18 protein-coding genes are annotated in these 22,172 nt (G+C 57.5%); 1 reads left to right on the top strand and 17 read right to left on the bottom strand.

The window, feature by feature from the left end; genetic code table 11:
• Positions 1 to 4: 4 nt before the first annotated feature.
• The 17 genes from JFU11_RS22925 to JFU11_RS22845 all read right to left on the bottom strand — a co-directional run bounded on the left by JFU11_RS22925 (position 5) and on the right by JFU11_RS22845 (position 20,417).
• The gene (locus JFU11_RS22925) at positions 5 to 1,423 is read right to left on the bottom strand and encodes an oligosaccharide flippase family protein (RefSeq protein WP_123721771.1); all 1,419 of its coding nucleotides are present in this window, start codon (positions 1,421 to 1,423) and stop codon (positions 5 to 7) included.
• 13 nt (positions 1,424 to 1,436) lie between these two features.
• Positions 1,437 to 2,390, bottom strand: a complete 954-nt coding sequence (locus tag JFU11_RS22920; RefSeq protein ID WP_123721772.1) for a glycosyltransferase family 2 protein — start codon at positions 2,388 to 2,390, stop codon at positions 1,437 to 1,439.
• A 17-nt stretch (positions 2,391 to 2,407) separates the two neighbouring features.
• On the bottom strand, positions 2,408 to 3,721 hold the full coding sequence (locus tag JFU11_RS22915) for an O-antigen ligase family protein (protein ID WP_123721773.1): 1,314 nt from the start codon (positions 3,719 to 3,721) through the stop codon (positions 2,408 to 2,410).
• Positions 3,718 to 4,830: a glycosyltransferase gene (locus JFU11_RS22910; RefSeq protein ID WP_201062177.1), complete on the bottom strand. Its 1,113-nt coding sequence runs from the start codon at positions 4,828 to 4,830 to the stop codon at positions 3,718 to 3,720. The genes JFU11_RS22915 and JFU11_RS22910 overlap by 4 nt, the downstream gene beginning before the upstream one ends.
• Positions 4,827 to 5,906: a glycosyltransferase gene (locus JFU11_RS22905; protein ID WP_201062176.1), complete on the bottom strand. Its 1,080-nt coding sequence runs from the start codon at positions 5,904 to 5,906 to the stop codon at positions 4,827 to 4,829. Before JFU11_RS22905 ends, JFU11_RS22910 begins: the two co-directional genes overlap by 4 nt.
• A gap of 23 nt (positions 5,907 to 5,929) precedes the next feature.
• Positions 5,930 to 6,637: a WecB/TagA/CpsF family glycosyltransferase gene (locus JFU11_RS22900; protein ID WP_123721776.1), complete on the bottom strand. Its 708-nt coding sequence runs from the start codon at positions 6,635 to 6,637 to the stop codon at positions 5,930 to 5,932.
• A gap of 11 nt (positions 6,638 to 6,648) precedes the next feature.
• Positions 6,649 to 8,040 (bottom strand): undecaprenyl-phosphate glucose phosphotransferase, encoded by a 1,392-nt coding sequence (locus tag JFU11_RS22895; RefSeq protein WP_123721777.1) that lies wholly within the window; start codon positions 8,038 to 8,040, stop codon positions 6,649 to 6,651.
• Between the two features lie 142 nt (positions 8,041 to 8,182).
• Positions 8,183 to 10,429, bottom strand: coding sequence for a polysaccharide biosynthesis tyrosine autokinase (locus JFU11_RS22890; RefSeq protein WP_201062175.1), 2,247 nt, complete (start codon positions 10,427 to 10,429; stop codon positions 8,183 to 8,185).
• A 2-nt stretch (positions 10,430 to 10,431) separates the two neighbouring features.
• Positions 10,432 to 10,965, bottom strand: coding sequence for a polysaccharide biosynthesis/export family protein (locus JFU11_RS22885; RefSeq protein ID WP_123721779.1), 534 nt, complete (start codon positions 10,963 to 10,965; stop codon positions 10,432 to 10,434).
• Positions 10,966 to 10,977: 12 nt separating this feature from the next.
• Entirely contained in the window at positions 10,978 to 12,132 is a 1,155-nt protein-coding gene (locus JFU11_RS22880) for an outer membrane beta-barrel protein (RefSeq protein ID WP_123721780.1), read from the bottom strand.
• A 254-nt stretch (positions 12,133 to 12,386) separates the two neighbouring features.
• The gene (gene rfaH, locus JFU11_RS22875; protein WP_123721781.1) at positions 12,387 to 12,908 is read right to left on the bottom strand and encodes a transcription/translation regulatory transformer protein RfaH; all 522 of its coding nucleotides are present in this window, start codon (positions 12,906 to 12,908) and stop codon (positions 12,387 to 12,389) included.
• 671 nt (positions 12,909 to 13,579) lie between these two features.
• Complete coding sequence (locus JFU11_RS22870) at positions 13,580 to 14,572, bottom strand: LacI family DNA-binding transcriptional regulator (RefSeq protein WP_123721782.1); 993 nt, start codon at positions 14,570 to 14,572, stop codon at positions 13,580 to 13,582.
• Between the two features lie 75 nt (positions 14,573 to 14,647).
• Positions 14,648 to 16,150 (bottom strand): glycoside hydrolase family 32 protein, encoded by a 1,503-nt coding sequence (locus tag JFU11_RS22865; protein WP_201121372.1) that lies wholly within the window; start codon positions 16,148 to 16,150, stop codon positions 14,648 to 14,650.
• A complete protein-coding gene (gene ugpC / locus JFU11_RS22860; RefSeq protein ID WP_123721784.1) occupies positions 16,147 to 17,292 on the bottom strand; it encodes a sn-glycerol-3-phosphate ABC transporter ATP-binding protein UgpC in 1,146 nt (381 codons plus the stop codon). The genes JFU11_RS22865 and ugpC overlap by 4 nt, the downstream gene beginning before the upstream one ends.
• A 27-nt stretch (positions 17,293 to 17,319) precedes the next feature.
• Positions 17,320 to 18,162: a carbohydrate ABC transporter permease gene (locus JFU11_RS22855; RefSeq protein ID WP_123721785.1), complete on the bottom strand. Its 843-nt coding sequence runs from the start codon at positions 18,160 to 18,162 to the stop codon at positions 17,320 to 17,322.
• Entirely contained in the window at positions 18,159 to 19,121 is a 963-nt protein-coding gene (locus tag JFU11_RS22850; RefSeq protein WP_052963821.1) for a sugar ABC transporter permease, read from the bottom strand. The genes JFU11_RS22855 and JFU11_RS22850 overlap by 4 nt, the downstream gene beginning before the upstream one ends.
• Positions 19,122 to 19,142: 21 nt before the next feature.
• Positions 19,143 to 20,417, bottom strand: coding sequence for an ABC transporter substrate-binding protein (locus JFU11_RS22845; protein ID WP_201121379.1), 1,275 nt, complete (start codon positions 20,415 to 20,417; stop codon positions 19,143 to 19,145).
• Positions 20,418 to 20,585: 168 nt separating this feature from the next.
• On the opposite strand from JFU11_RS22845, the gene JFU11_RS22840 reads away from it, so the two are divergent.
• Entirely contained in the window at positions 20,586 to 22,151 is a 1,566-nt protein-coding gene (locus tag JFU11_RS22840; RefSeq protein ID WP_201062171.1) for a carbohydrate porin, read from the top strand.
• Positions 22,152 to 22,172: the final 21 nt, after the last annotated feature.

Here is a 22,172-nt window from a genome sequence, read left to right as displayed (position 1 = left end):
CCTCTCAGCGGGTGGTGAATACCGATTTGAATTCTTGCGGCCAGCGCGGATGCATCACGCTATACGCCACGGCATAACTCAGCGCGCCAACCACGATGCTGCAGATCAGGTGCAAGTAGCCCTGAACACCCAGGCGGGAAGAAACCATCAGGACGATCGCTGCCATGACGAACGAAGCAATCACGCTGCGATAGTTGGTTTCGAAAAATCGCCGCCAGCCATAGCCGATTGCACTGTTCAACCCGCGGATTTGCAGTGGCGTGATGATCGCCATCCGGGCCAGCAGGGCGAGGGCGGCGGCCATGCCGCCATAGAGGCTGCCGAAGCCATAGACCAGCGCCAGTGCCAATACGGTGGTTGCCACTTCGGCCTTGATGGTCAGGTGGCTGCAATTGACCGCGACCAGTGCGGTCGTGGCGTACATGGCGGTATTACCGATGGCTGCCGTGCACGCAAGCACTTGCAGCAGGGGAATGGCCTCGGCCCATTTGGCGCCGAAGATCAACAGGATCAAGTCGTGCGCCGTGAGTGCGATGCCGATGAACAGGGGCGTCAGCAGGAAGCAGCTGACGGCGGTCGAATCGCTGATGATCGCGCGCAACCGCGATGGATCGGCGCTGCGACGGGCAAACACCGGCAGCGCATAGCTGATCAGGCCGTGATAGATCGCCGTGCGCGGCAGATCGATGATGCGCATCGCCATGTTGAACATGCCAACCGCGTTGGTGCCGGCCGTCATGCCCAGGATGACGGTGACCCCGCGCTGTAGCGTTTGCGAACTCAGCGCGTTGACGGCAACCGGTGCGCCGGCTTTCAGCAGTTCGCGCAAGAGCGGGCCGTCAATGTAAAAGGCAATGCGGCGCGGGTCTGCGCGCATCAATACGATAATGGACACGAACTCCATGATCAGTGCCTGGGCAATGACCGCCCAGGCGCCCAATCCCCAGAGCGCGACAGCGATGCCGCCCACGCCACCACACACCTTGCCCAGCAGCGTGCGCGACGCCAGCATCCTGAAGTTGCCGCTACGGCGCATTTGTGCCACATAGACCCGCGCCATCATGGTGAACAGGATTTTTACCGAGGCCACCGCCGTCATCCATTGCAGCATCGGGTCGGGCGCGTACAGAATCGCTGCGCCCGAGATGACGACGATGGACGCCAGGCTGACGAGTACCGACGCCCAGAAGGCTGTGGCGATGTGTTTGTCTTCCAGCCGCTCGAGTCGTACCAGCGGGTCTTCCAGCACCGAGGAATAAATCATGCCGATCAACTCGACGATGGCAATGATGACCGTGCCCACACCCAACTCTGTGGGCGACAGCAGCCTGGCATATGCGACAAAGGTAATCATCGACAGGAGAATCAGGCCGAATTTCTCGGTGAAAATCCAGATCAATTTAACCAGACGGTGATTGGCCATGGCGGATACCGGCTCAATGAGCGGTGGTTGACGCAGCTGCCTTGCGCAATGATTGGACGCATGCATAGAGGAAGCGCAATGTCGGTTTGCCGTTCCTGAAGATCAGCGTTTGCCAGGAGTACTCCAGCATTCGCCGGTACACACCGATCACCTGGGCATGCTCGCCTCTGCGGGAAAACAGTTCGAGAAAGTCGGAGTGGCTGCCCAGCACGAAATCGATCCGTTGCTGCTTACTGAGCTGCGCGCCATAGAGGGCGAGGAACGCTTCGATGAACCTGATCTTGTACGGGTAGTACCTTGTCGGTTGCGCAGTCATGTTGGCGCTATTGACCATGCGCTGCAGCAGCACCTCTGGCACCGTGTGGATCTCCCAGTGTTCGGCGATGCGGGTCCACATGAAGCGGTCTTCGGAGTAACGCAGGCTGGCATTGAAGCCGCCGAGTTGCATGATCACGTCGCGTCTGACCATCGCGGAGGACACGCCATTGAGGACGTTGGCGCGGATGAAATCGTCGAAATGCCTACCGTTTTTTTGCCGGTTTTCCAGTATTCGCTTGCCGTCGCTGTAATCGTTATGCACGTAGCAATCTATCAGCCCCACCGGCCGTCCCTGACGACTCAGCTCGTCAAACAGTGCCACTTGTTGCTCCAGTTTTTGTGGATACCATCTGTCATCGGCATCGAGAAACGCCACAAAAGTCTCTTCAGAGTGCTGCAGCCCGTGGTTGCGGGCGCTGGCCTGGCCTTCGTTGGCTTGGTGCAACAGCGTCAGGCGAAACGGCGCCGCGAAGTCCTTGACCCGTTGGGGGCCATCATCGGTGGAACCATCGTCGATGACGATGACGTGATCGGGCAGTCGCGTTTGCCCGGCCACGGACGCCAGTGTTTGCTCAATGCTGTCGGCGCCGTTGTACATCGCGATTATGACGCACACTGAATGGAGTGAAGGGGGGGCTTGGTCTGGCACGGTTAGTTCTCCTTTTGTTACGCCTTGGCCGAGTCGCGTGGTAATGCCTTGCCAGGCGGACGTTGACGCAGGGTTGCCGGTGACAACTGGGGGGATGTCACGTGGTGATGCCGGAAGGACAGGGCCAGGACGCAGAACACCATGAACTCTGCCGAGCGGTAATTGGGAATGACATACGCCACATAGTTGGTGAACATGAACGATCCGATGATGACCATCGCGCAGGCGTGAAACCGTGCCGACTGATCCGCCACCACGGCCCGGTAGTGTTTGATCAACGCCTCGATCAGCATCAGGATCAGCGCCGTCAGCTGAATGACACCGCCGTTGAGCAAGGTCTCCATGTAGCCGCTGTGGGCATTGCCGATGTAACCCCAGCGGTTGATGAATGTCTCGGCGCCCGGGCTGGACCAGAAAGCACCGAAGCCGTAACCCTTGAGGAATTCGGCATTGATCAGCGGTGTGAGCAAGTCCCAGATCAGCGTGCGATCGGTGAGTGACGCGTCACGACCGATCAGCTCCAGCAGCAGCGTGTAATTGCCGTATAGAAACAGGCAGATCAGCAAATAGACGATTGTGATACCGAGGAATGCTGTCAGTGAGCGGTTGATGTGCAAGCGGATCAGCGTGAGGAAGTACCAATAGCTCACTGCGCCAGCAACGATCAGCGCTACTGCTGTGGCAGATTGGGCCAGCGCAATCGCGATCAGCGAGAACAACGAGCAGATGATGGCCCAGGGATTGCGCTGACGGATCATCGGCAGCAGTAACAGAATGGCGATCGCGTTGAGCCGGGCGCCGGCATTTTTTTCCGGGAAGATTCCCTTGAATGCACCATCGCGAATACCGCCGTCAATGAAGGCGATGTCAGGCCGGAGCAGGGCGAATATCAAGCCGAAAAACGCGGCGGCGCCGATGGTGCAGCCGAGCATGAAGGCGATTTTCTCGAGGCTATAGTTGTAGGCGATGAAACCTGCAAAGAACACCAAGCTGATCAACGCCACAAAACGTTTGAAACTTAACATCGGGTCGTAGGACCAACTGATCGATACGGCCAGGCCGAGCATGAATATCAGCAGGAAGGCATTGTTCCTGTAAAAGCTTTTGCTGATGAAGACCTTGTTGCGGATGAAGAAGAACAGCGGAACCAGCAGGGTGATCAGGCCGCAGATCTGGTTGACCACATTGCCTTCGAGATCTTTTTCAGCCGCGTCCAGATTCGACGCATCAGCCAACCCGAAAAAAAATCCGATGACCTGGATATAGAACAGCACGCCGAACAACGTGAAGGCGTCGCGCAGGGTGGTGTACCTGACTTCCAGTTTGTTCATGACGATTGGCCCCCTAGCAATGCGTCGAGATAGGTCTTCGCCGCGCAGGCATTCACATAATGGGCAGCCGCATCGATGCGCGCCTGACGGTTTGCATCACGCGACAACGTCAGTTCTACAGTGATGGCCTGTGCCAGTGCGTCAGGGTCGTCGACCGCCACCAGCGGGGCGATCGCGCCATTGTCGAGAATCTCTTGCGGGCCATAGGGGCAGTGGGTCGATACCACCGGGGTGCCCGTGGACATGGCCTCCACCAGTGCGTTGGGGCTGCCCTCGAAACGCGACGACAGCACAAAGCAATCGGCCGCCGCCACTTCCGCCAATGGGTCGCTGGTATAGCCCGGCAGATCGAAGCGGTCGGCCACGCCCAAGGCGACTGCTTGCTCGAGCAACTCGGTTCTGAGCGCGCCTTCGCCGAAAATGATCAATCGGGCACTGGGATCGGCTAATCGGGCAAAGGCATCGATCAATACATCAAAGCCTTTTTGCCGTGCCAGACGACCTACGGCGACAATCACCGGGGTGTTTTTTTTCGACAGCCAGCGGTGCTTTGGACGTCCCGGCGCCTTGTCGCGAAAATCGTTGTCGAGCACCGGGTTGTCGGCGATGGTGACATCCTGCGCACGGGTGATGGTGGTATCGACCAGGTCCTGGGCGACGCCGCGCGAGACGCAGATCACCGGATTGGGAATGAGTCGATACAGCAGCGGAGCCAACAGATACGCGGTGCGCACCGCCAACGCGGGGTTGACGTGTTTGTCATGAGAAAACGCATTGCGCTCACTGACATGCAGGCGCGCCAGAGTACCGGACAGCATGGCAGCGGCGATGGCTACCACGTTGACGTGGGTGAGGGCAGCCAGTAGCGCGTCAAAGCTGTTTTGGCGAAGAAAGCGTGCCAGCGCAGGCACCGCCCTGGAGCTGCGCGCACTGTGCAACTCGACGCGCTTGACCCGTGGGTCGATGCACACCGAGTTCACACCTGTATCGGTGAGCATCAGTAAGGTCACGTCATTGCCTGCATCAGTCAGCGCACTGGCGAGGCGCACCATCATTTTTTCGGCGCCACCCCCGCGCAAGTCCTGCAGGATAATCAGCAGCCTTTTCATTGATTCCATACCTGGTAGTACGCCTGCGCGGCGTATTGGCTGGTGTACTGTCGGACGGCGTCAGCGGCCACTTGGCCGCTTGGCGCAGCATGGCGTTGCGAGGTCACGCTGCGCAGCATCCCTTCGGCCAGCGCCGGTACGTCATTGACCTTGACCAGATCGCCGAGACGGCCGTTATCAAGCAGTTCCCTGGGCCCGGTTTCGCAGTCGCAGGCCAACACCGGTGTGCCCAACGCCAATGCTTCGATCAGTACGGTCGGCAAGCCCTCATGAAACGAGCTCAAGATCAGCAGTCGTGCCTGCCTGATCAAAGGGTATGGATTGCTCAGAAAACCGGTGAAATGCACTCGGTCCTCGATGCCCAAGCGGCTGGCCTGTAAGGTCAGCGCGGCGAGTTGTGGGCCATCGCCAATGATCACCAGATCCGGCAGCGCGGCACTGCGTAAGGCCACGGCATAGGCGTCGAGCAGCAGGTCGAAACCCTTCGGTTCCACCAGCCGGCCCACCGCTAACCAGAACGCGGACGGCAAACCGGTGAGCATGGGCGTCTGTGCGGCACTGAGCAGTTGTTCGGTGACCACCGCATTGGGGCAATAACGGATGCGCTCGCGACCCCAGGGCACCAGTTCGGCGATGGACTGACGCAAACCCTTGGAAACCGCCACTACCCGGCCGTTGCCACAGAGGTACAACGCATAGAGCAAGCGCAGGGTGGCGGGACTGATTTTTTGTTCGCTGCAATCGAGTGCCGCGTGGCGGGTATAGATGACCTTGCATGGGCTACCCAAGGTGGCAAACCAGGTGCAGAGGTTGGCTTGTTCCTTGGCGGCGATGAGGTGGGTCACCTGTTCGCGACGAATAATCCGACGCAGCAATACGATGGACTTGATCAGACCGACGATTCCATTGCCGCCGCCATTGAGCGTGGCAGCTCCTTCATCGTCCGGCGTGTCGCCGTTCATGACGAAATAACTGACACGCTGGCCATCCTTGAGAAACTGCCTGGCCAGGCGTTGCTGGACACGCTCGAGGCCACCATCGGGCTTGAAGTCCTTGAGGGTGAACAGGATATGCATGGTCGTTGCTCGGTGCTGGATGCTCAGGGATAGGTGATATTGATGGTCACTTCCCGCCGAACGATCTTCACCAATAGATGAACAAAATTGGTCGGGTAGTCGATCAGGTAGCGTTTGATGGTGTGCGGTTCGCGGTACATCCGATAGAACGCGCGCAGATGCAGGCGGTTGATCAGCTCAGGGTAAAAATGATGAATGGCCGTGGCTTCTTGGCGAATGAAACCGCCACAGGTGAATGCCACACCGGTGAAGCCGGCACGCAGGGCATCCTGCTCGAACTGCTCCTGAAGCCCGGCGCCCAGGCCTACGATCAGGATGTTCGCTTCACTGCGGCAGATGTCTGTTTGAATGCATGCGGCCTGCGGTGCATCGAAAAAGCCGTTGTGATGACCGGCGATAATCAGCGCCGGGTAGCGAGCCTTGATCTTATTGAGGAACAGGTCCAGTTCGGCTTGCCGGGCACCGACAAAGTAAATGCGCTTGCCTTGTTTCTCGGCGCAACTGAACACAGAGTCGGCGATGGACGTGAAGTCGAAGCTGACCCGGCCGATCGTGCAGCCAGTGATGCGCGACATGAAGGTAGACATCAGCATACCGTCGCAAAAATAGGCGATGGAAGTCGGGTTTCGGTCGAACAGACTGCCGACGGAGGCAAAATTGATGAAGGAAAATGCCTTGTTGGCGTCCAGCAGATTGGGTGCGTAATGCCCGATTAATTCCAGGTCGATCATTGCCTGACTCCTCAATAGGTGTCTTTTGAAAACAATGTAAAAGGGGTCTTGACCAGAATTTTGATGTCGAGCCACAGCGACCATTGGTTGATGTAGTTGAGGTCCTGGGCGACGCGCTGCTGCATTTTTTCCAGCGTCTGGGTTTCACCTCGATGCCCGGTGATCTGGGCCAACCCTGTGATCCCGGGTTTGAGGCGATGACGGGCCATGTAGGCGCGAACCTTGCCGGTGTAATAAATGTTGTGCGTGACCGCGTGCGGTCGCGGGCCGACCAGGGCCATTTCACCGCAGAGCACGTTGAACAGTTGCGGTAGTTCGTCGATGGAACTACGGCGCAAAAAACGCCCAAGCGGGGTGATGCGGTCGTCCTCGCGGGTGGCCTGACGGACTTCGTTGTCGTCGTGCAAACGCATCGACCGGAACTTCCAGACCTTGATCACCTCAGCGTTACAGCCGTAGCGATTTTGTTTGAACAACACCGGGCCGGGCGAGGAAAGTTTGATGGCTACCGCCACGATCAGCAGCAAGGGGCTGAGCACAATAATGCCCACGGCGGCCAGGCTACGTTCGAACAGCTCTTTGCAGAGCAGGCTGCCGGGGTGCGAACTGATGAGGCTTTCATTGAGGTAGATGGCCGGCATTCGCTCTATTTCCGAGATCGACTGATTGAGCAACACCATGCTGCCGAAATCGGGGATCCAGACCACGTCGACATTCATGTCCAGAAGATCGATGTACAGCGCTTCGATGATGGCGGCTTGTGCCATCGGCAAAACGATATAGACGCGGCGCACGTGCAGGCGGGTGATGATTTCGCGAACCTCGTCGATGCGCCCCAGCAGCGGCAGAATGCTCGGGGCCGGGCCGGTATGTTCGGCGGTTGCAATAAAACCCAGCAGCGGTACGCGATTGCGCCTGGACAGTTTTCTCGCCAGCGTATGTGCGGTCGGACACGTCCCGATGATCACCGCGCGGCGCTCGTTGCAAAGCTTGTGCGAATGCAGTCGGGCCAGGTAATGCAGTGGCAAAAAGCTCGCCGCCTGGACCAGATAGCCCAATACCGCCCAGACGATGATCACCTGGCGCGAGAAAATCACGCTGGTCTGGGTGAGGAAGGCAATGCTGATCAGCACGGCCAGCAAAATCATCCAGGCCGCCAGCAGCCGAGCGAGCCCGGACAACCACTCATGACGCTTGTGGTAAACCTGCATGACGCTGTAGATCGGCACCGAACCGAGAACCGTGAGAATCATCAGAACGCGGTATTCACTGGTCAGGCTGCCGACGCGCCAATACACGAGCAACATCAGCAGCAGGTTGGCCAGACTGAGCGCGCACAGCCATTGGCCCCAGAAGGTCAGACCCCGGCGGTGCGTCATTTGAGCGGTGTAGAGCGATGTCATCGGCGCAACCTCCGGGCATGGGTTGGACATCGGCGCCGAATACTGCACGCCCTCGTTCCCGCACGCTGGTATAGCTCGACTGGGATGAAGCAGCTTTTGGTAGATGTTTGGAGGGAACTACGGATGAGGCAGACGCAAGGTTTTACCGGGACATGTAGTCGTAGTTCTGGAACGTATCGGAATGGCTGTAGCCCTGTTTGCGGGCCTTGCTCAGGTCAACCTGGTTGAGCACCACACCGAACACCGGCGCATGACTCTGCTGCAGTATCGCAAGGCACTTCTGTACCTGGCTGACAGGCGTGCTTTCGGCCTTGATCACGTAGATCACCGCGTCCGAATGCTGGGCCAGCAACAGTGCATCGCTGACCATTTGCGCAGGCGGTGAGTCGATGATGATGCGTTGGTACCGCGATTTCAGCACCTTGAGCATCGGGGTCAGGCGCGGCGAACTGAGCAGGTCCAGCGGTGGCGGCGACAGCTTCCCGGCCGGCAACATGTCGAGATCGCCGACAGTCCGGATACAGTCCTCGAGCCGCGCAGTGCCCGCCAGGACATTGGCCAACCCCGGGGCATCTGCCGGAAAATCGAAGTTGAGCGAAAGGCTGGGTCTGCGCATGTCGGCGTCGATCAACAGGACACGCTCTAGCTTGGCGAGTGAGTACGCCAGGTTGTTGGCGATCGTGCTTTTTCCTTCTTCGGCCATGGTCGAGGCAACGAGTACCACCTGTGACGGCATGTCGCCGCCGTGCAACATCAACCAGGTGCGCAGATTGCGAATGGTCTCGCAAAAACGCGGATGGTCGTTGTCGTCGAACAGTCGCGCGAGTTGCCGGCGGCTTCTCTTCGTGACCAGCGGCACCACGCTGAGCAGGGGGACATCAAGCGTGCTTTCGATTGCTTCGTCGGTCTTGAAGGTTTTGTTCAGGGTTTCGGACAGCAATGCCATCGCTACACCGATCACTGCAGCCACGATGGCGACAATCGCCATAATCAGTGTTTTACGAGGCTTGCTCGGATCCAGAGGAACAATCGCAGGGTCGACGATGCGCGCTTTGGTGGAGTCCATGTCTGAGGTGGCAGCGGTTTCCTTTAAACGGGTGACGAAGGTTTCATACAGCGCGCGGCTGCTGTCGACTTCACGCTGGAACTCACGCAGCTGGAACTCCTTGCGCGAAATATCCTGTAGCTGCGCCTTATTGCTGTTGAATGACTTACGCAGTGAGTTTTCATTGGCCCGGGACAGCTGGTACTCATGTTCAATGCCGGCAACCACTTGCTGAACCTGCAGACGCAAACTGTCGGTGGCCATACGCAGCTCGGCGCGAGCGGCGACAAGGGTCGGATGTTTTGGGCCGTAGCGCCCCGACAACTCTTCGACCTTGGCTTGGGCCTTGGCCTGTTGCGCCTGGAACTTCTGCACCAAAGGATTACTCAGGACGGCCGGCACACTGGAGAGGTTGCTCAAGTTGCCATTACTCAAAGACTGCACCTGGCGGAACTGGCTCTCGGCTTCTGCCAGATTACGGCGGGCATCGATCATGCGATTGCCGGTCATTTCCAGTTCATTGGCGCTGATGGTGGCGACACCGCCGACATCGACCAGGCCTTGTGCTTCCCGATAGCCCTGCAGCTTGTCTTCGGCATTGCGCAGATTATTGCGCAACTCGATCAGGCGTGAGTTCATCCAGCTGGTGCTGGTCTGCGAGGACTTAAGGCTGTTGTCGAGCTGGCTATCGATGAAGCCTTGGGCAATCGCATTGGCGGTAGCGGCAGCCAAACCAGGGTCGGGCAGCTCCACTTCTATTTTAATCAGCTGGCTCTTGCCGACGAATTTGACGCTGGTATGCCGCATGAGGTCCTGCGTGACTTGATTGAAGATATCGGCTTCAGAGGGCATTACCTCCACGGGGGTCAAACGGCCCAGTACGGGCAGCCATTGGCCAAGCTCAAGCGTTGCCAACCACTTGCGCGGCGTGAACCACGACTCCGGTTGCTGGCGCGGATCGGTCACCGGGTGGGTGGTGAGGTTCAGCTTTTTGACCGCTCGTTCGGCCAGGTCCCGCGATTGCAAGAGCGCCAGTTGCGTCTGCAAGTAATCGACGGTACCGGAGCTCGAATCCGTGACTTGCTGGAAGGACAACAGCGGTGGCGTTTTTTCTTTGATCAGAAGGGTGGTGCTGCCGATGTATTGCGGGGGGATGAACGATAGCGTGGCCATCGCCAGCGCACAGCCAAGCACTATCAACCAGCCGATTTTCCAATGGGCGCGCCAGATCACCCTCCAGTATTTGAGCAGGTCTATGGTGTCCTTTTCCTCGCTGTACGGCTGATGCTGCGGCACATGCGGCTGGAGTGGACGTTCGACATATAGGCTAGGGCTGTTGTCCATGATTAGAAAAAGCCTTGTGCAATGGAAATGGTGTCACCGGGGGCGATGGCGGTGCTGCGAGTGACCGTGTCGGTCAGTGGTGGGGAGCCATCGCCGCGCACGATGGTCACCCGCTTGATCGAGGCTCGCTCGGTCAGGCCGCCGCCCAGGGCGATGGCTTTCTCCAGTGTCAGCCCGGGTTCGAACGGATAGCTGCCGGGTTTCTGTACCTCTCCATTGATGTAGAACGAGCGGTAGGCAATCAGGTTGAGGCTGACCTTGGGGTCGACCAGGTACCCTTGCTTTAGCCCGTCGACGATGATCTTTTCCACCTGATTGGGGGTGAGCCCCTTGGCGGCAATATCACCCAGAAATGGATAGGAAAACATTCCGGCATCGTTGAGGCGGATTTTCTCGAAGCTCAGATCCCGCTCACCGAACACGGTGATGCGCAATACATCGCCGGCTGCCAGTTTGTACTGGGCACCGGTGTCTGCTGCAAAAGTCACGGGCAACAGCCACGGCACGAACAACAAGCCAAGCATTCGCGAGTTCATGGGGAAAACCTCTTAGAGACTTACGTTGAAGCTGAGCAGGAAGATGTTGCGTTCAAAACTCTGATTGTCCGTATCGGAGTCATCGTTGCGGTAGCGATAGGCCAGTTCGATATCCAGCCAGCGGCGCATTGCGTATTCCACGGCGAGGTTGTAGTCACGAAGGTCATCGGTGCGCTCCTGCCCTTCGTACTCATAGCGGGCCAGCCCGACTTCGGCCACCGTGGTGATGCGTTCGGTCCAGCCATGACGCCAGCCGACCAGGGCCGAGGTGGTTTTGACGGCATCAGCACCGTCGTCGCCCTCGGCCATGGCTTGGCGGGCAACAAACGAGAAGGTCGAATAGGTTCGTGGTTTCCATCGCAGATCCACCCGCCAGGTCGGGTTACTGAGGTCATCGACACTGCTGTCATCGAAGTTCTTGCGCTCATAACCCACACGGACTTTGCCGGAGGTGCGTGCGGTGAAATCCCATTCGGCACCGGCGAGGACCGCATCGGATGTGCTGTTGAGACGGTTGTTGGACCGGTAATCAAAGTCGGTATGGTCGTATTCCAGCAATCCACGTGTGTTGCTGCCGATGCGGTGGTACCAGGTGCTGGTCAGGCCAGTGGTATCGCGCTCTTTGTCGTCGTTGATGCCGCCTGAATTGTCGTAGCGAAGTTGAGCGTAACTGGCGCCCAGATCGATCTGATTGGCAGCGCTCCTGGCGCCGTAGGTATAGAGACCATTGACGCGGTTACTGCGAATCTTGTCATTGATGCCATCGACTGCGGTCGACGTCGTACGCTCGTATTTACGTGCTTCCGCTTCAAGTTTCAGTCGATGGCGATCGGTGAATTCCATGATGCTGTTCAGGCGCATGCGTTGTGCCGTATTCGAGGCATCCGAATCGTCATGATAAATGTACCGGGTGGGCTGCCAGATAAGTCGGGTGGCACTGTTGCGGTCTTCCGCCTTGAGTTCGAAAGTGGGCGCTACTTTTGTCACCACGGAAGACTGCGCCCGCTCCAGTTCGCGGAAATTATCATCATAACTTTCTGAAAACAGCAGGGTAGGAGTGAAGTCGAACCCATAAATATTAATGGACTGGGGATCAAGACTCCAGGCTGTTCCGGGACACAAATAGATCATGAACAGTGCGAAAGGGCCACGGGTCTTGAGAGTCATATTATTGCTCCTGGGGGTGAGTTCAATGACTATAGACCGGAAAAATAGTGGTCAATGTGCTCGGTGTAATACGCGGCGCTATCAGTATTGTTTTATTGGGTGAAGGTTGTAAGTTTAAGTAGTTGCCTGCCAAATGGCAGGAAATCAAGAAGGCAGCTGGCAATAACAGGTTGGGTGTAAATGAAAGTTTAACGGATGAGAAATTTGCCTGTTTGGTTGTAAAGTGCGCCGCTGCAGAAGAGTAAAGATTAAGTTTATAGCTGCGGTCGTAGTCGTCCAATGTCAGTCAATGGAATACGAACTTGATGTTCTCTATTCAAGAAGTGAAGAAGAATCATGACGCGTTCGTCACCTAACATGCTCAGGAAAATACCTTCAAGTGTCGATAATGGTCCTCGGGTTATTTGCAGCGTTTCCCCAGGCTTGAACAGTTGGGGTGTGTGCAATTCTGGTGGTTTGAAACACCGGATACGCAGATGCTCGATGACGTCGTCCGGGACCGTTGCCGGGCCATGATTGAAATCGACGATGCGGCTGACCCCACGGGTAGAACGCAACGGCGCCCATTTGTCGTCACGGCTCAGTTGAATGAAAAGATACCCGGGGAACAGAGACTCAAGCGATTGATGGGGTTTGCCATGAATCAGGCGCTCGCTAATGATTTGCGGGCAAAATATGACGTAGTTTTGTCGCAATAAATTGATTTGTGCCCGTTCGTCCTGACGCGGCTTGCACTGCAAAAGATACCAGTTGGAACCTTGGGTACTCGTCAGCATTCTGGCAAGCTCCGAAATATTGGTTAAGCATGCCTGTTCGCGCTTCAGCAATGCCACTGCGCTTCCAATGAACTCTATAGAGAATGTGGCATCGCGAAGGTGTTAAGTCACTGGAACAGGTGTATCAATAATGAAGCATGTAATGCACAAGTAACGATGACAATAAAGGTTGAGTCAATAATCTGGCGTATGCGCTGCCTGGTGCGGGAAGATTCTCTTGCCGGGACTGCGCTCAATCAAAACTCTTGATAGAAAGTGTAAGCGTTACTTAACGCTATAAGTGATATCGTCGTGTCATCAGAGGAAGGGTGTTCTTTTGCGATGGCCAAAGCTACCGCAGGGTCCGAACGCACGGTCCTTTGAAAAACAAGCACTTTCGATCGTGAACTTAAACGCAGGAGGTAGCGTATATCTATTAATAGAGTTAGATCTTTTGTTGTACGTCGACCCACTTAGGTATCGACCACTCCAGACGGCCTGTCAAATGTCACTAGTCAAAAATATAGCCTTCTGTCCAATAATCCACTCGATGACTTCAATCTATTGTTTTTAAAGTATTTTATTGAAGCTGAATTGGCGCGCGATTTGGTAAAGGGCAAGGGGATTGCCCATTACCGCGTTGCCTCCAGAGCGTAAGCGCCTCAGGTTACGAATGGAATGCGTCAATCGCTTCATAGCGACGCCCTGACCACCAATGGACAATCGACTGGCTGAGCTCCCGATTCCTCGAGGGCCTCGATCAGGTGCAGGGCCGCATTGCGACCGATCTCGTAGTACGGCAATTGCACGGTGGTCAGCGGCGGGATGAACAGTTCGGCGATGCCGATCATGTTGTCGTAACCAAGCACGGCGACATCGTCGGGGATTTTCAGGCCACGGCCCAACAACAGCTGATAAGCACAAAAGGCAATGCGGTCGTTGCCACAGATCAGAATGTCAAACTGGGGACGACCTTCAATGATGTGCCGGTCGAGGATGGCTGCGGTTTCACCATAGGCATCATGATCGGAAAGGTCGTATTGCAGGAGTGCGTCAGGCGCAAGGCCAAATGCCTGACAGGCACGCAGCAAGCCTTTTTGTCGCAGGTCCCAGGCCAGACTCTGTTTTGGCAGATTGATACACAGAGGGCGCCGATAGCCCTGGCTCAACGCGTGATGTACGGCGCGATACTGCCCCGTTTCGTCGTCTGGCACATAACTGACCAGGCGACTGTCATCCGCCAGGCAATTGGCGAGTACCAGCGGTTTGCTCTTCAAGCGCTCGGGAATGCACACCTGGCGAAAACCCATGGCACTGAAGATCAACCCGTCGGGACGGTGCGACAACATCAGGTCGATGTTCTGGTCGGTGGGCGGGTTGCTCAACAGGTTAAGGATGAACACATTCCAGCCCGCCTGCTGCGCGGTCTGTTCGATGGACAGCAGCAACTCGACGGCGAACGGTGTGGTCGCGGTGTCCAGTGCGAACACACCGATGGTGCGCGACTGGAGGTTGTCGCCGCGCATCTTGCGCGCCGACAGGCTCGGTACGAATTGCAGTTCGTCAATGGCGCGACGCACCCGCTGAAGGGTTTCGGGGCTCAGTTTTTCCGGATTGTTGAGCGCTCGAGAAACCGTCATCAAGGACACGCCGGCCAGCTGTGCAACGTCTTTCACTGAAGTCATGCGAGGCGAGGCCGGTCAGGTTGACGCAGGATCATGACACAGGGGCCGGGTTTCTCGCGACTCGAATGACGCCGCTCATAGCCATCCAGAGTCGAGAGACCATGCCTTGGGAATCGAGACACGCCCGCCACTTCCGCTGGCAAACAGCTTGACCCCCAGACTGTCGGGCCGCGGATAAAGGCGACTGCTGAGGCTGAAGCGGCCGTTTTCGTCGAACACCTCAATGGACGAGCGATCGAGAAACACGCGCAATTCCAGTCGCTCTTGTGTCGGGTCTATCGACACGCTGCGCTGACCGGTGACTTGCGCACCCGAGCGGCTGCGATCCAGCACCAGACGCCGCAGCAATGCATCGTAGTAAAGCAGGGTTTCTTCATGGTCATCGTCGCTGCAACGCAAGGCGATTCCGAGGTGGCCATCGGTGCAACCGAGCAAATCCAGATGCACATGGATTTCGAGCATGTCGCCATTCACTTGCGGCACGCACAGGGTTCCCGATTCATCCCACCAAGGCGTGCCCGGCAATGGCGCCTTGCGCAGAGCGGTGAGCTCCTGTGCCGGATATACGCAAAGGCGATCGGCGTGCAGTTCAAGTTCGCGCGGTAAACCGAGCATGCCGCACCAGTGATGGGCCTGGCTCGGCATCGGGCTTTCCCACATGTCGAGCCACGCCCACACAAGGCGCCGACCGTCGGCGGCTAGGAGCGTTTGCGCGGCATAGAAATCGTGGCCGTTATCCAGCTCGATAAAAGGCCCGCCGGTGAAGTGCCATTCGCTGTCGAGTTGGCCCACTCGATAACCGGTCTGGTACTTGTTCAGCCGTTCGTAACCCTCGGGTTGCATGCCTTGAGGGGAGTAGAGCAGCACATCGCGTCCGTTCAGGCGAAACAGATCCGGGCACTCCCACATGTAACCATCGCCCTCGCTGCCGCTGGACACATAGTCGAGGAATTCCCAGGTGTGCAGATCCGTGGAACGGTACAGCGGGAGCAACGGCACATCGCCCAGACGTGCGCCGGCAATCAGGTACCAGCCGTCATCCTCCTGCCATACCTTGGGGTCACGAAAGTGCATGATCGAGTCTTGCGGCGCGGTTTCAATGACGGCGCCATGCTTGACGAACCGGATGCCGTCGGTGCTGGTGGCCAGGCACTGAACTTGACGGATCGAGCGCTCGTCACCCACTTCCCCCAGCCAGGTGTGCCCGGTGTAGATCAGTGCCAGGGTATCGCCACACACCACCGCGCTACCGGAAAAACAACCGTCGCGGTCGAAATCGTCGCCGGGCGCCAATGCAATGGGCAGATGCTGCCAATGGACCAGATCGGCACTCTTGGCATGCCCCCAATACATCGGGCCCCATTTCGCGTCGAAGGGATGGTGCTGATAGAACACGTGGTATTCGCCAAGAAAGTACACCACCCCGTTGGGGTCGTTCATCCAGCCCGCTGGTGGGGCAAGATGATAACCGGGGCGATAATCATCGATGACGCGAGACAGAGCATCACGCAGCGCATGGTGCGCAATATCAAGGGCAGCGGACATTGGAACACTCATGGAATTCAAAGACACAGTCATAGGGCGCTTGCTCGTACCGGGCGTAGAGAAACGCCATCCGGCAGGGTTTCAATGGCGTGTGGATGACGGCTCAAGGCCGCGCCGTCGGCGTTGAACAGGTGCAGGTTGTCGATGTCCAGCTGCAGCTCAACCCGATCGCCTGCCTTCCATCCGGCGCTGACTTCACAACGACAGATCAATGGCTCGTCCTGACCTGTCTCAAGGTGCACATAGGTTTCGCTGCCCAGGTATTCGACCGCGGTCACAACGATGCCAGCGGTTCCCTCCGCCGCCTTGAGCGACAGGTGCTCCGGGCGAATCCCCAGGGTCAGCTGCGTGCCTGCCGGCAGGTTCGAGCTGTCGAAGGGCAGGGGCGTGTGACCCCATACGAGGGTATCGACCAGGCTGGTTTCACCTGGTGTCTGCAGGCGCGCGGGCAGAAAATTCATTCTGGGCGAACCCAGGAAACCGGCGACAAAGCGGCTGGCCGGGCGTTCATAGAGTTCGCGCGGTGAGCCGACCTGTTCTACGCGACCGCCATTGAGCACGACAATTTTGTCGGCCAGGGTCATCGCTTCAACCTGATCGTGGGTGACGTAGATCATGGTCGAGCCCAGTCGGGCATGCAGCCGGGCGATTTCGTTGCGCATCTGCACCCGCAAGGAGGCATCCAGGTTGGAGAGCGGCTCATCGAACAACAAAATGTCCGGTTCCCGCGCCATGGCTCTGCCCATGGCTACACGCTGACGCTGCCCGCCGGACAGTTCCTTTGGCTTGCGTTGCAACAGCTTGTCCAACTGCAGGATTTGCGCAGTTTTCAATACGCGTTCGCGCAGGCTGGTCTTTTCAGTCTTGGCCAGTTTTAGGCCAAAACTGATGTTGTCGTAGACGCTCATGTGCGGGTACAGGGCATAGGACTGAAACACCATGCCGACGCCACGCTCGCGCGGCTCCAGGTCGTTGACCCGACGCCCGTCGATCAGCAGGTCGCCGCCGCAGATCGAATCCAGCCCGGCGATCAGTCGCAGCAGGGTCGACTTTCCGCAGCCCGAAGGGCCAACGAACACCACGAATTCACCCGCGGCGATCTCCAGGTTGACGTCGCGAAGAATCCGCGCGCCGCCCAATTGTTTGTTCACGTTGTCTAGTTTCAACTTGATCACGATGCTGTTCCTTATAGTTGTCGGGCATCAACCCTTTAGCGCGCCGGCAGTGAGACCGGAAACGATTCGGCGCTGGAAGATCAGCACCAGAATCACCAGTGGGACGGTGACCACCACCGATGCGGCCATCAACAGCCCCCAAGGCAGCTCATGAGGACTCCCGCCGGAAATCAAGGCGATGGCGACCGGTACCGTGCGTTGCGTGTCGGTGAGGGTGAAGGTCAGGGCAAACAGGAACTCGTTCCATGCGGCGATGAAGGCCAATAAGCCCGTGGTGACCAGTGCGGGCCAGAGCAGCGGCAACAGCACGCGGGTCAGCGTGACCCATGGGGACGCGCCATCCATGATGGCCGCTTCTTCCAGTTCATGAGGCAGTTGCCCCATGAACGTGGTCAGCACCCAGACGGTGAAGGGCAGGGTGAAAATCGTGTAGCTCAGGATCAACGCCCAGGATGTGTTGTACAGACCCAGGGCGCGGATCACTTCGAACAGCCCCGACAGCACAGCGACCTGAGGAAACATCGACACACCCAGCACCATCATCAACACCGTGCCACGCCCACGGAACTTCACCCGGCCCAAGGCATAGGCGGCGGTCACGCTGAGGAACAACGCCAGCGTCACCACGCTAAGCGCAACCACCAGCGAGTTACCGATGGCCCGCAGGAATGAGGCTTGATGGAGTACCGCCGCGTAGTTGGAGAAGTCGGGGTTGTTGATCCAGTAGCTCACCTCGAACAAGGCGCTGGACGGCTTCAGTGAAGTCACGATGGCGTAGTAGAAAGGGAAAACCGCATACAGCAGCAATACCCCGATCAGGCACCAGAATCCGAGGCGCAACAGTGCTTTTTTCAGTAGGCGCAGGTTCATGACCGGACCTCCAGTTGACGGCGTCCGAGGTAGAGATAAAGCATGGCGATGACCGCAACCACCAGAAACAGCAGCGTCGAGGCCGCGCTGCCGTAACCGACGTCCTGGAATTCCACCAGGTGCTGACGGGCATACACCGACATGCTCATGGTGCTCGACGAGTTCGAGGTCAGCACATAGATCACGTCGAATACCCGCAGCGAGTCGAGGATGCGGAAGATCGCCGCCACCAACAGTGCAGGCATCAATAGGGGAAGGGTGACACGCCAGAACACTTTCAGCGGATGAATGCCATCGACCCTCGCGGCTTCGTAGCAATCGCTCGGCAACATCTGCAAGGCCGCCAGCATCAGCAACGTGACAAACGGCACGGTCTTCCAGACGTCGACGAGGATCACCGCCCACATCGACAGATCAGCATCTGCCGTCCAGGCCAGGGGGGCATCAATCAGGCCGACGCTCAGCATCATGTGATTGATGATGCCGAACTGGTCGTTAAGCATCCATGACCAGATCTTTGCCGAGACAATGGTCGGAATCGCCCAGGGAATCAGAATCATCGCACGCACGAGGGAACGGCCGGTGAACTTGATGTTGAGCAGCAACGCCACCAACAGTCCCAGTACGACTTCCAGTCCCACCGACACCACGGTGAAATGCAAGGTGTTGCGCACCGCGTTCCACCATTGCGGATCGACCAGGATGCCCGACCAGCTGGAGCCGTTGTGGAACAGATAATTGCTCAGGCCAACGAAGGATCCGCCACCGGTGTCCGACAGACTGGCGTCGGTCAGGCTGAACCAGAATGTGCGCAGTAGCGGCCAGGCTGCCACCAGGGCCAGACACAACAGCATCGGCGTCAGAAACAGCCAGGCAGCGCGTACTCGGCGACGTTGTACGGGCGTTTCCCTGGTGAGCAGAAGCTCGTCACAGGGGACATGGGTAGTAGAGACAGACATGGTGATTTTCTTCCTTGTGGCTTACCAGTTCCGGCGTTTGATGCGCGTGAGTTCGCTTTCCAGTTCGGCCAGCGCCTGATCGACAGGCAACTCGCCCGCCAGCACGCCATGCACTCGATCGAAGAACGCATTGGAGACCCGTGGATAGCGATCGGCAGTGATTGAGGCGGGGCGCATCACCCCATCGTTGAGAATGCTGTGCAGCTGAGCGTAATAAGGCATTGCCGCGAGCAGTTCAGGATCTTGATACAGCGACTCGATAACCGGGTTATAGGCGCCTATCAGGGCACGCCGTTTTTGCTCTTGGGCAGTGGTCAGGTAACTCACCAGCTCTGCGGCAAGTTTTGGATGGGCGCTGTAACGCGATACCGCCAGGCCCCAGCCACCGAGGGTGGATGCATGGCTGCCGGCCTCGCCGCCGCGGGGCAGGGGAGCGACCCCGACCTTGTCTTTTACGGCGCTGTCCTTGCTTTGTACCAGGGCCCAGACATACGGCCAGTTACGCATGAACAGCGCATTTCCCGACTGGAATACGCCACGGCCTTCTTCCTCGGTGTAATTGAGTACGCCCCGCGGGGAGATGTCTCCCACCCAGCTTTTTGCCAGGGTCAAAGCCGTTCTTGATGCCTGACTGTTGACCACGATGTCGCCTCGTGGATTGACCAGTCCGCCTTCCGGCTGGCTGCTGATCCACTCCAGCGCATTACACGTCAGGCCCTCATAGGCGCGCCCTTGAAAGATGTAACCCCACGCATTGGGATTCCCGGCAGTGCGCTCGGCCTGTTGAATATTCCTGGCGGTAGCGGTCATTTCCTCCCACGTCTGGGGAACCTGCTGGTTGTACTTCTCAAGCAAGTCCTTGCGGTAATACAGCAGACCCGAGTCGGTGAACCACGGCATCGTCACCAGCCGTCCGTTCACCGTGGCGTTATCCACCTGTGCCTGGAAGTAGCCCTGGGTCGCGTTGGCGGGAAGCACCTCGCGCAGATCCAGCAGATGTTTGGCCAGCATCCCCGGCCACACCATATCGATTTGAATGATGTCGATGTCGCTGGATTGCGCACTGAGGATCTGTTGGTAGAACGACAACCGCTCGGTCGCCGAGTTAGGCGTGGAAACCACTTCGACGTGGTTGCCGGTCTGTTTCGACCACGCCTCGACAGCCTCTTTGCAGAGTTGTAACTCCGCACCTACCGCCCCACACGAGATCGTTAAATCGGCTGCGCTCGAGAGGGAAGGAAGCCCGGCAAAAAGGGTGAGCAGTGCTGCTGGAAGGAGAGATTTCAGCTGTTTCATAAAGCCCTCTTTATTTTTGTTTTTAGAAAAGTTAACGTTAACATCGCCAAATGTAGCAGCGTATTTGCGATGAGGCATCCTTTTTTTCGTCGATTTTGACAATTCACAATTCACGGAAAAAGGTCGGTCGCGGGAACAGAAAAATAAAAACAAAACAAGGAAATTCACATGCAGAAAGCATCAAGCTGGCTTCTCGCAGGTGTGCTCGGCACCTCGGTGGCAACCTCTCAGGCCGCGACTCTGGAAGAGCGCATGGCCGCGTTTGAAGCCCGTGCCAGCGCAGCGGAAAAACGCGCCGCCGCAGCCGAACAGCAAACCCAGGCACTCGCCAGGGAGTTGCAGCAAATCAAACTGTCCACTCCCGCCTTGCAGCCCGCCGCGTCAACTGCAGCAGCCATGTCGGCACCTGCTTTGGACACCCGATTGGCAAAACTCGAAGCCCGTCAGCAAAGCATGGAAAAGCAGGACAGTAGCGGGCACCTGACTGATGGCTTCAGCTTCAAGGGTTACGCCCGCTCCGGATTGCTGATCAACGATGGGCTGGGTGGTGGTCGTGGTGGCCCTTATACAACGCCTGCCGGTTCAGTCGGTGGTGCCGTCGGGCGACTCGGCAACGAAGACGACACCTACATGCGCATAGACCTGTCGAAAGAAGCCTACGCGCAGAACGGCACCCGTTCCAAATTCACGGTGTCCATCGCCGATGGAGTGGAGAGTTCCAATGACTGGACGGCCGAGGAGAGCAACCTCAACGTGCGTCAGGTATTTACCGAACTCGATCATCTCGCCGCCTTCAAGGGCAACTCAGTGTTCGAAAATTCCACCCTGTGGGCAGGCAAACGATTCGACAGGGACAATTTCGATATCCACTGGCTGGACTCGGACGTCGTCTTTCTGGCCGGCACCGGGGGTGGTATCTACGATGTGCAGATGAACAAGAACTGGCGCTCGAATTACTCCTTGATCGGGCGCAACTACGGGGATTTCAGTGAGGGCGGTGTCAATGCCGATGTGGAAAGCTACATCCTCACCTCCAACCAGTTCTTCGATAATGGTCAGTGGCAGTGGATGTTCAATGGCATTGGCTCAAAGAAAAACGACTTTGGCACTCGCACCAATGAAGCGGGCCTGACGCCTGCGGATTCCGGTTTGCACAGCATGCTGGTCAATCACCAGAAAAACTTTTTCGGCAGGGAAGGCTTCTTCAAAACGGCGCTGCTCTATGGGCAAGGTCTGGGGGCAGAGGTCAAGAACATCGGTTCGGACGGCGAACTGATCGATGATGCTCGCGCGCTGCGTCTGGCGCTTTATGGCGAGACACCCATTGCACCCGGCTGGCGCATCGGCCCCAGCTTGTTGGCTGAACAAAGCAAGGATAGATACGTCAAGGGTGACGACTACCGCTGGATGACCCTGAACGTGCGGTTGGCCAATGAAATCAACAGCAATTTCGAGATGGCCTACGAAATGAGCTGGCAAACCATGGACCTCGACCCCAAGGGCTACATGCAACGTAATGCAGTCGACGGTAACTTCTGGAAATTCACGGTCGCTCCGACATTCAAGCCTGACTTTGGAGACCTTCTCACACGCCCCGAATTGCGAGTGTTCGCAAGTCTCATGAACTGGTCTTCGGACCTGGACAGATACAGTTCCACAGACAACTTCGGCAAGACGGACTTCAACGCCGGCGGTGTATGGCAGTACGGCATACAGATGGAAACCTGGTTCTGATATCTGCTTCATCACTACCCG

This window comes from Pseudomonas sp. TH37 (assembly GCF_016650735.1).
Lineage (GTDB): Bacteria > Pseudomonadota > Gammaproteobacteria > Pseudomonadales > Pseudomonadaceae > Aquipseudomonas > Aquipseudomonas farris.
The sequence above is the reverse complement of the archived record's forward strand: the minus strand, read 5'-3'. Positions and strand labels throughout refer to the sequence as shown.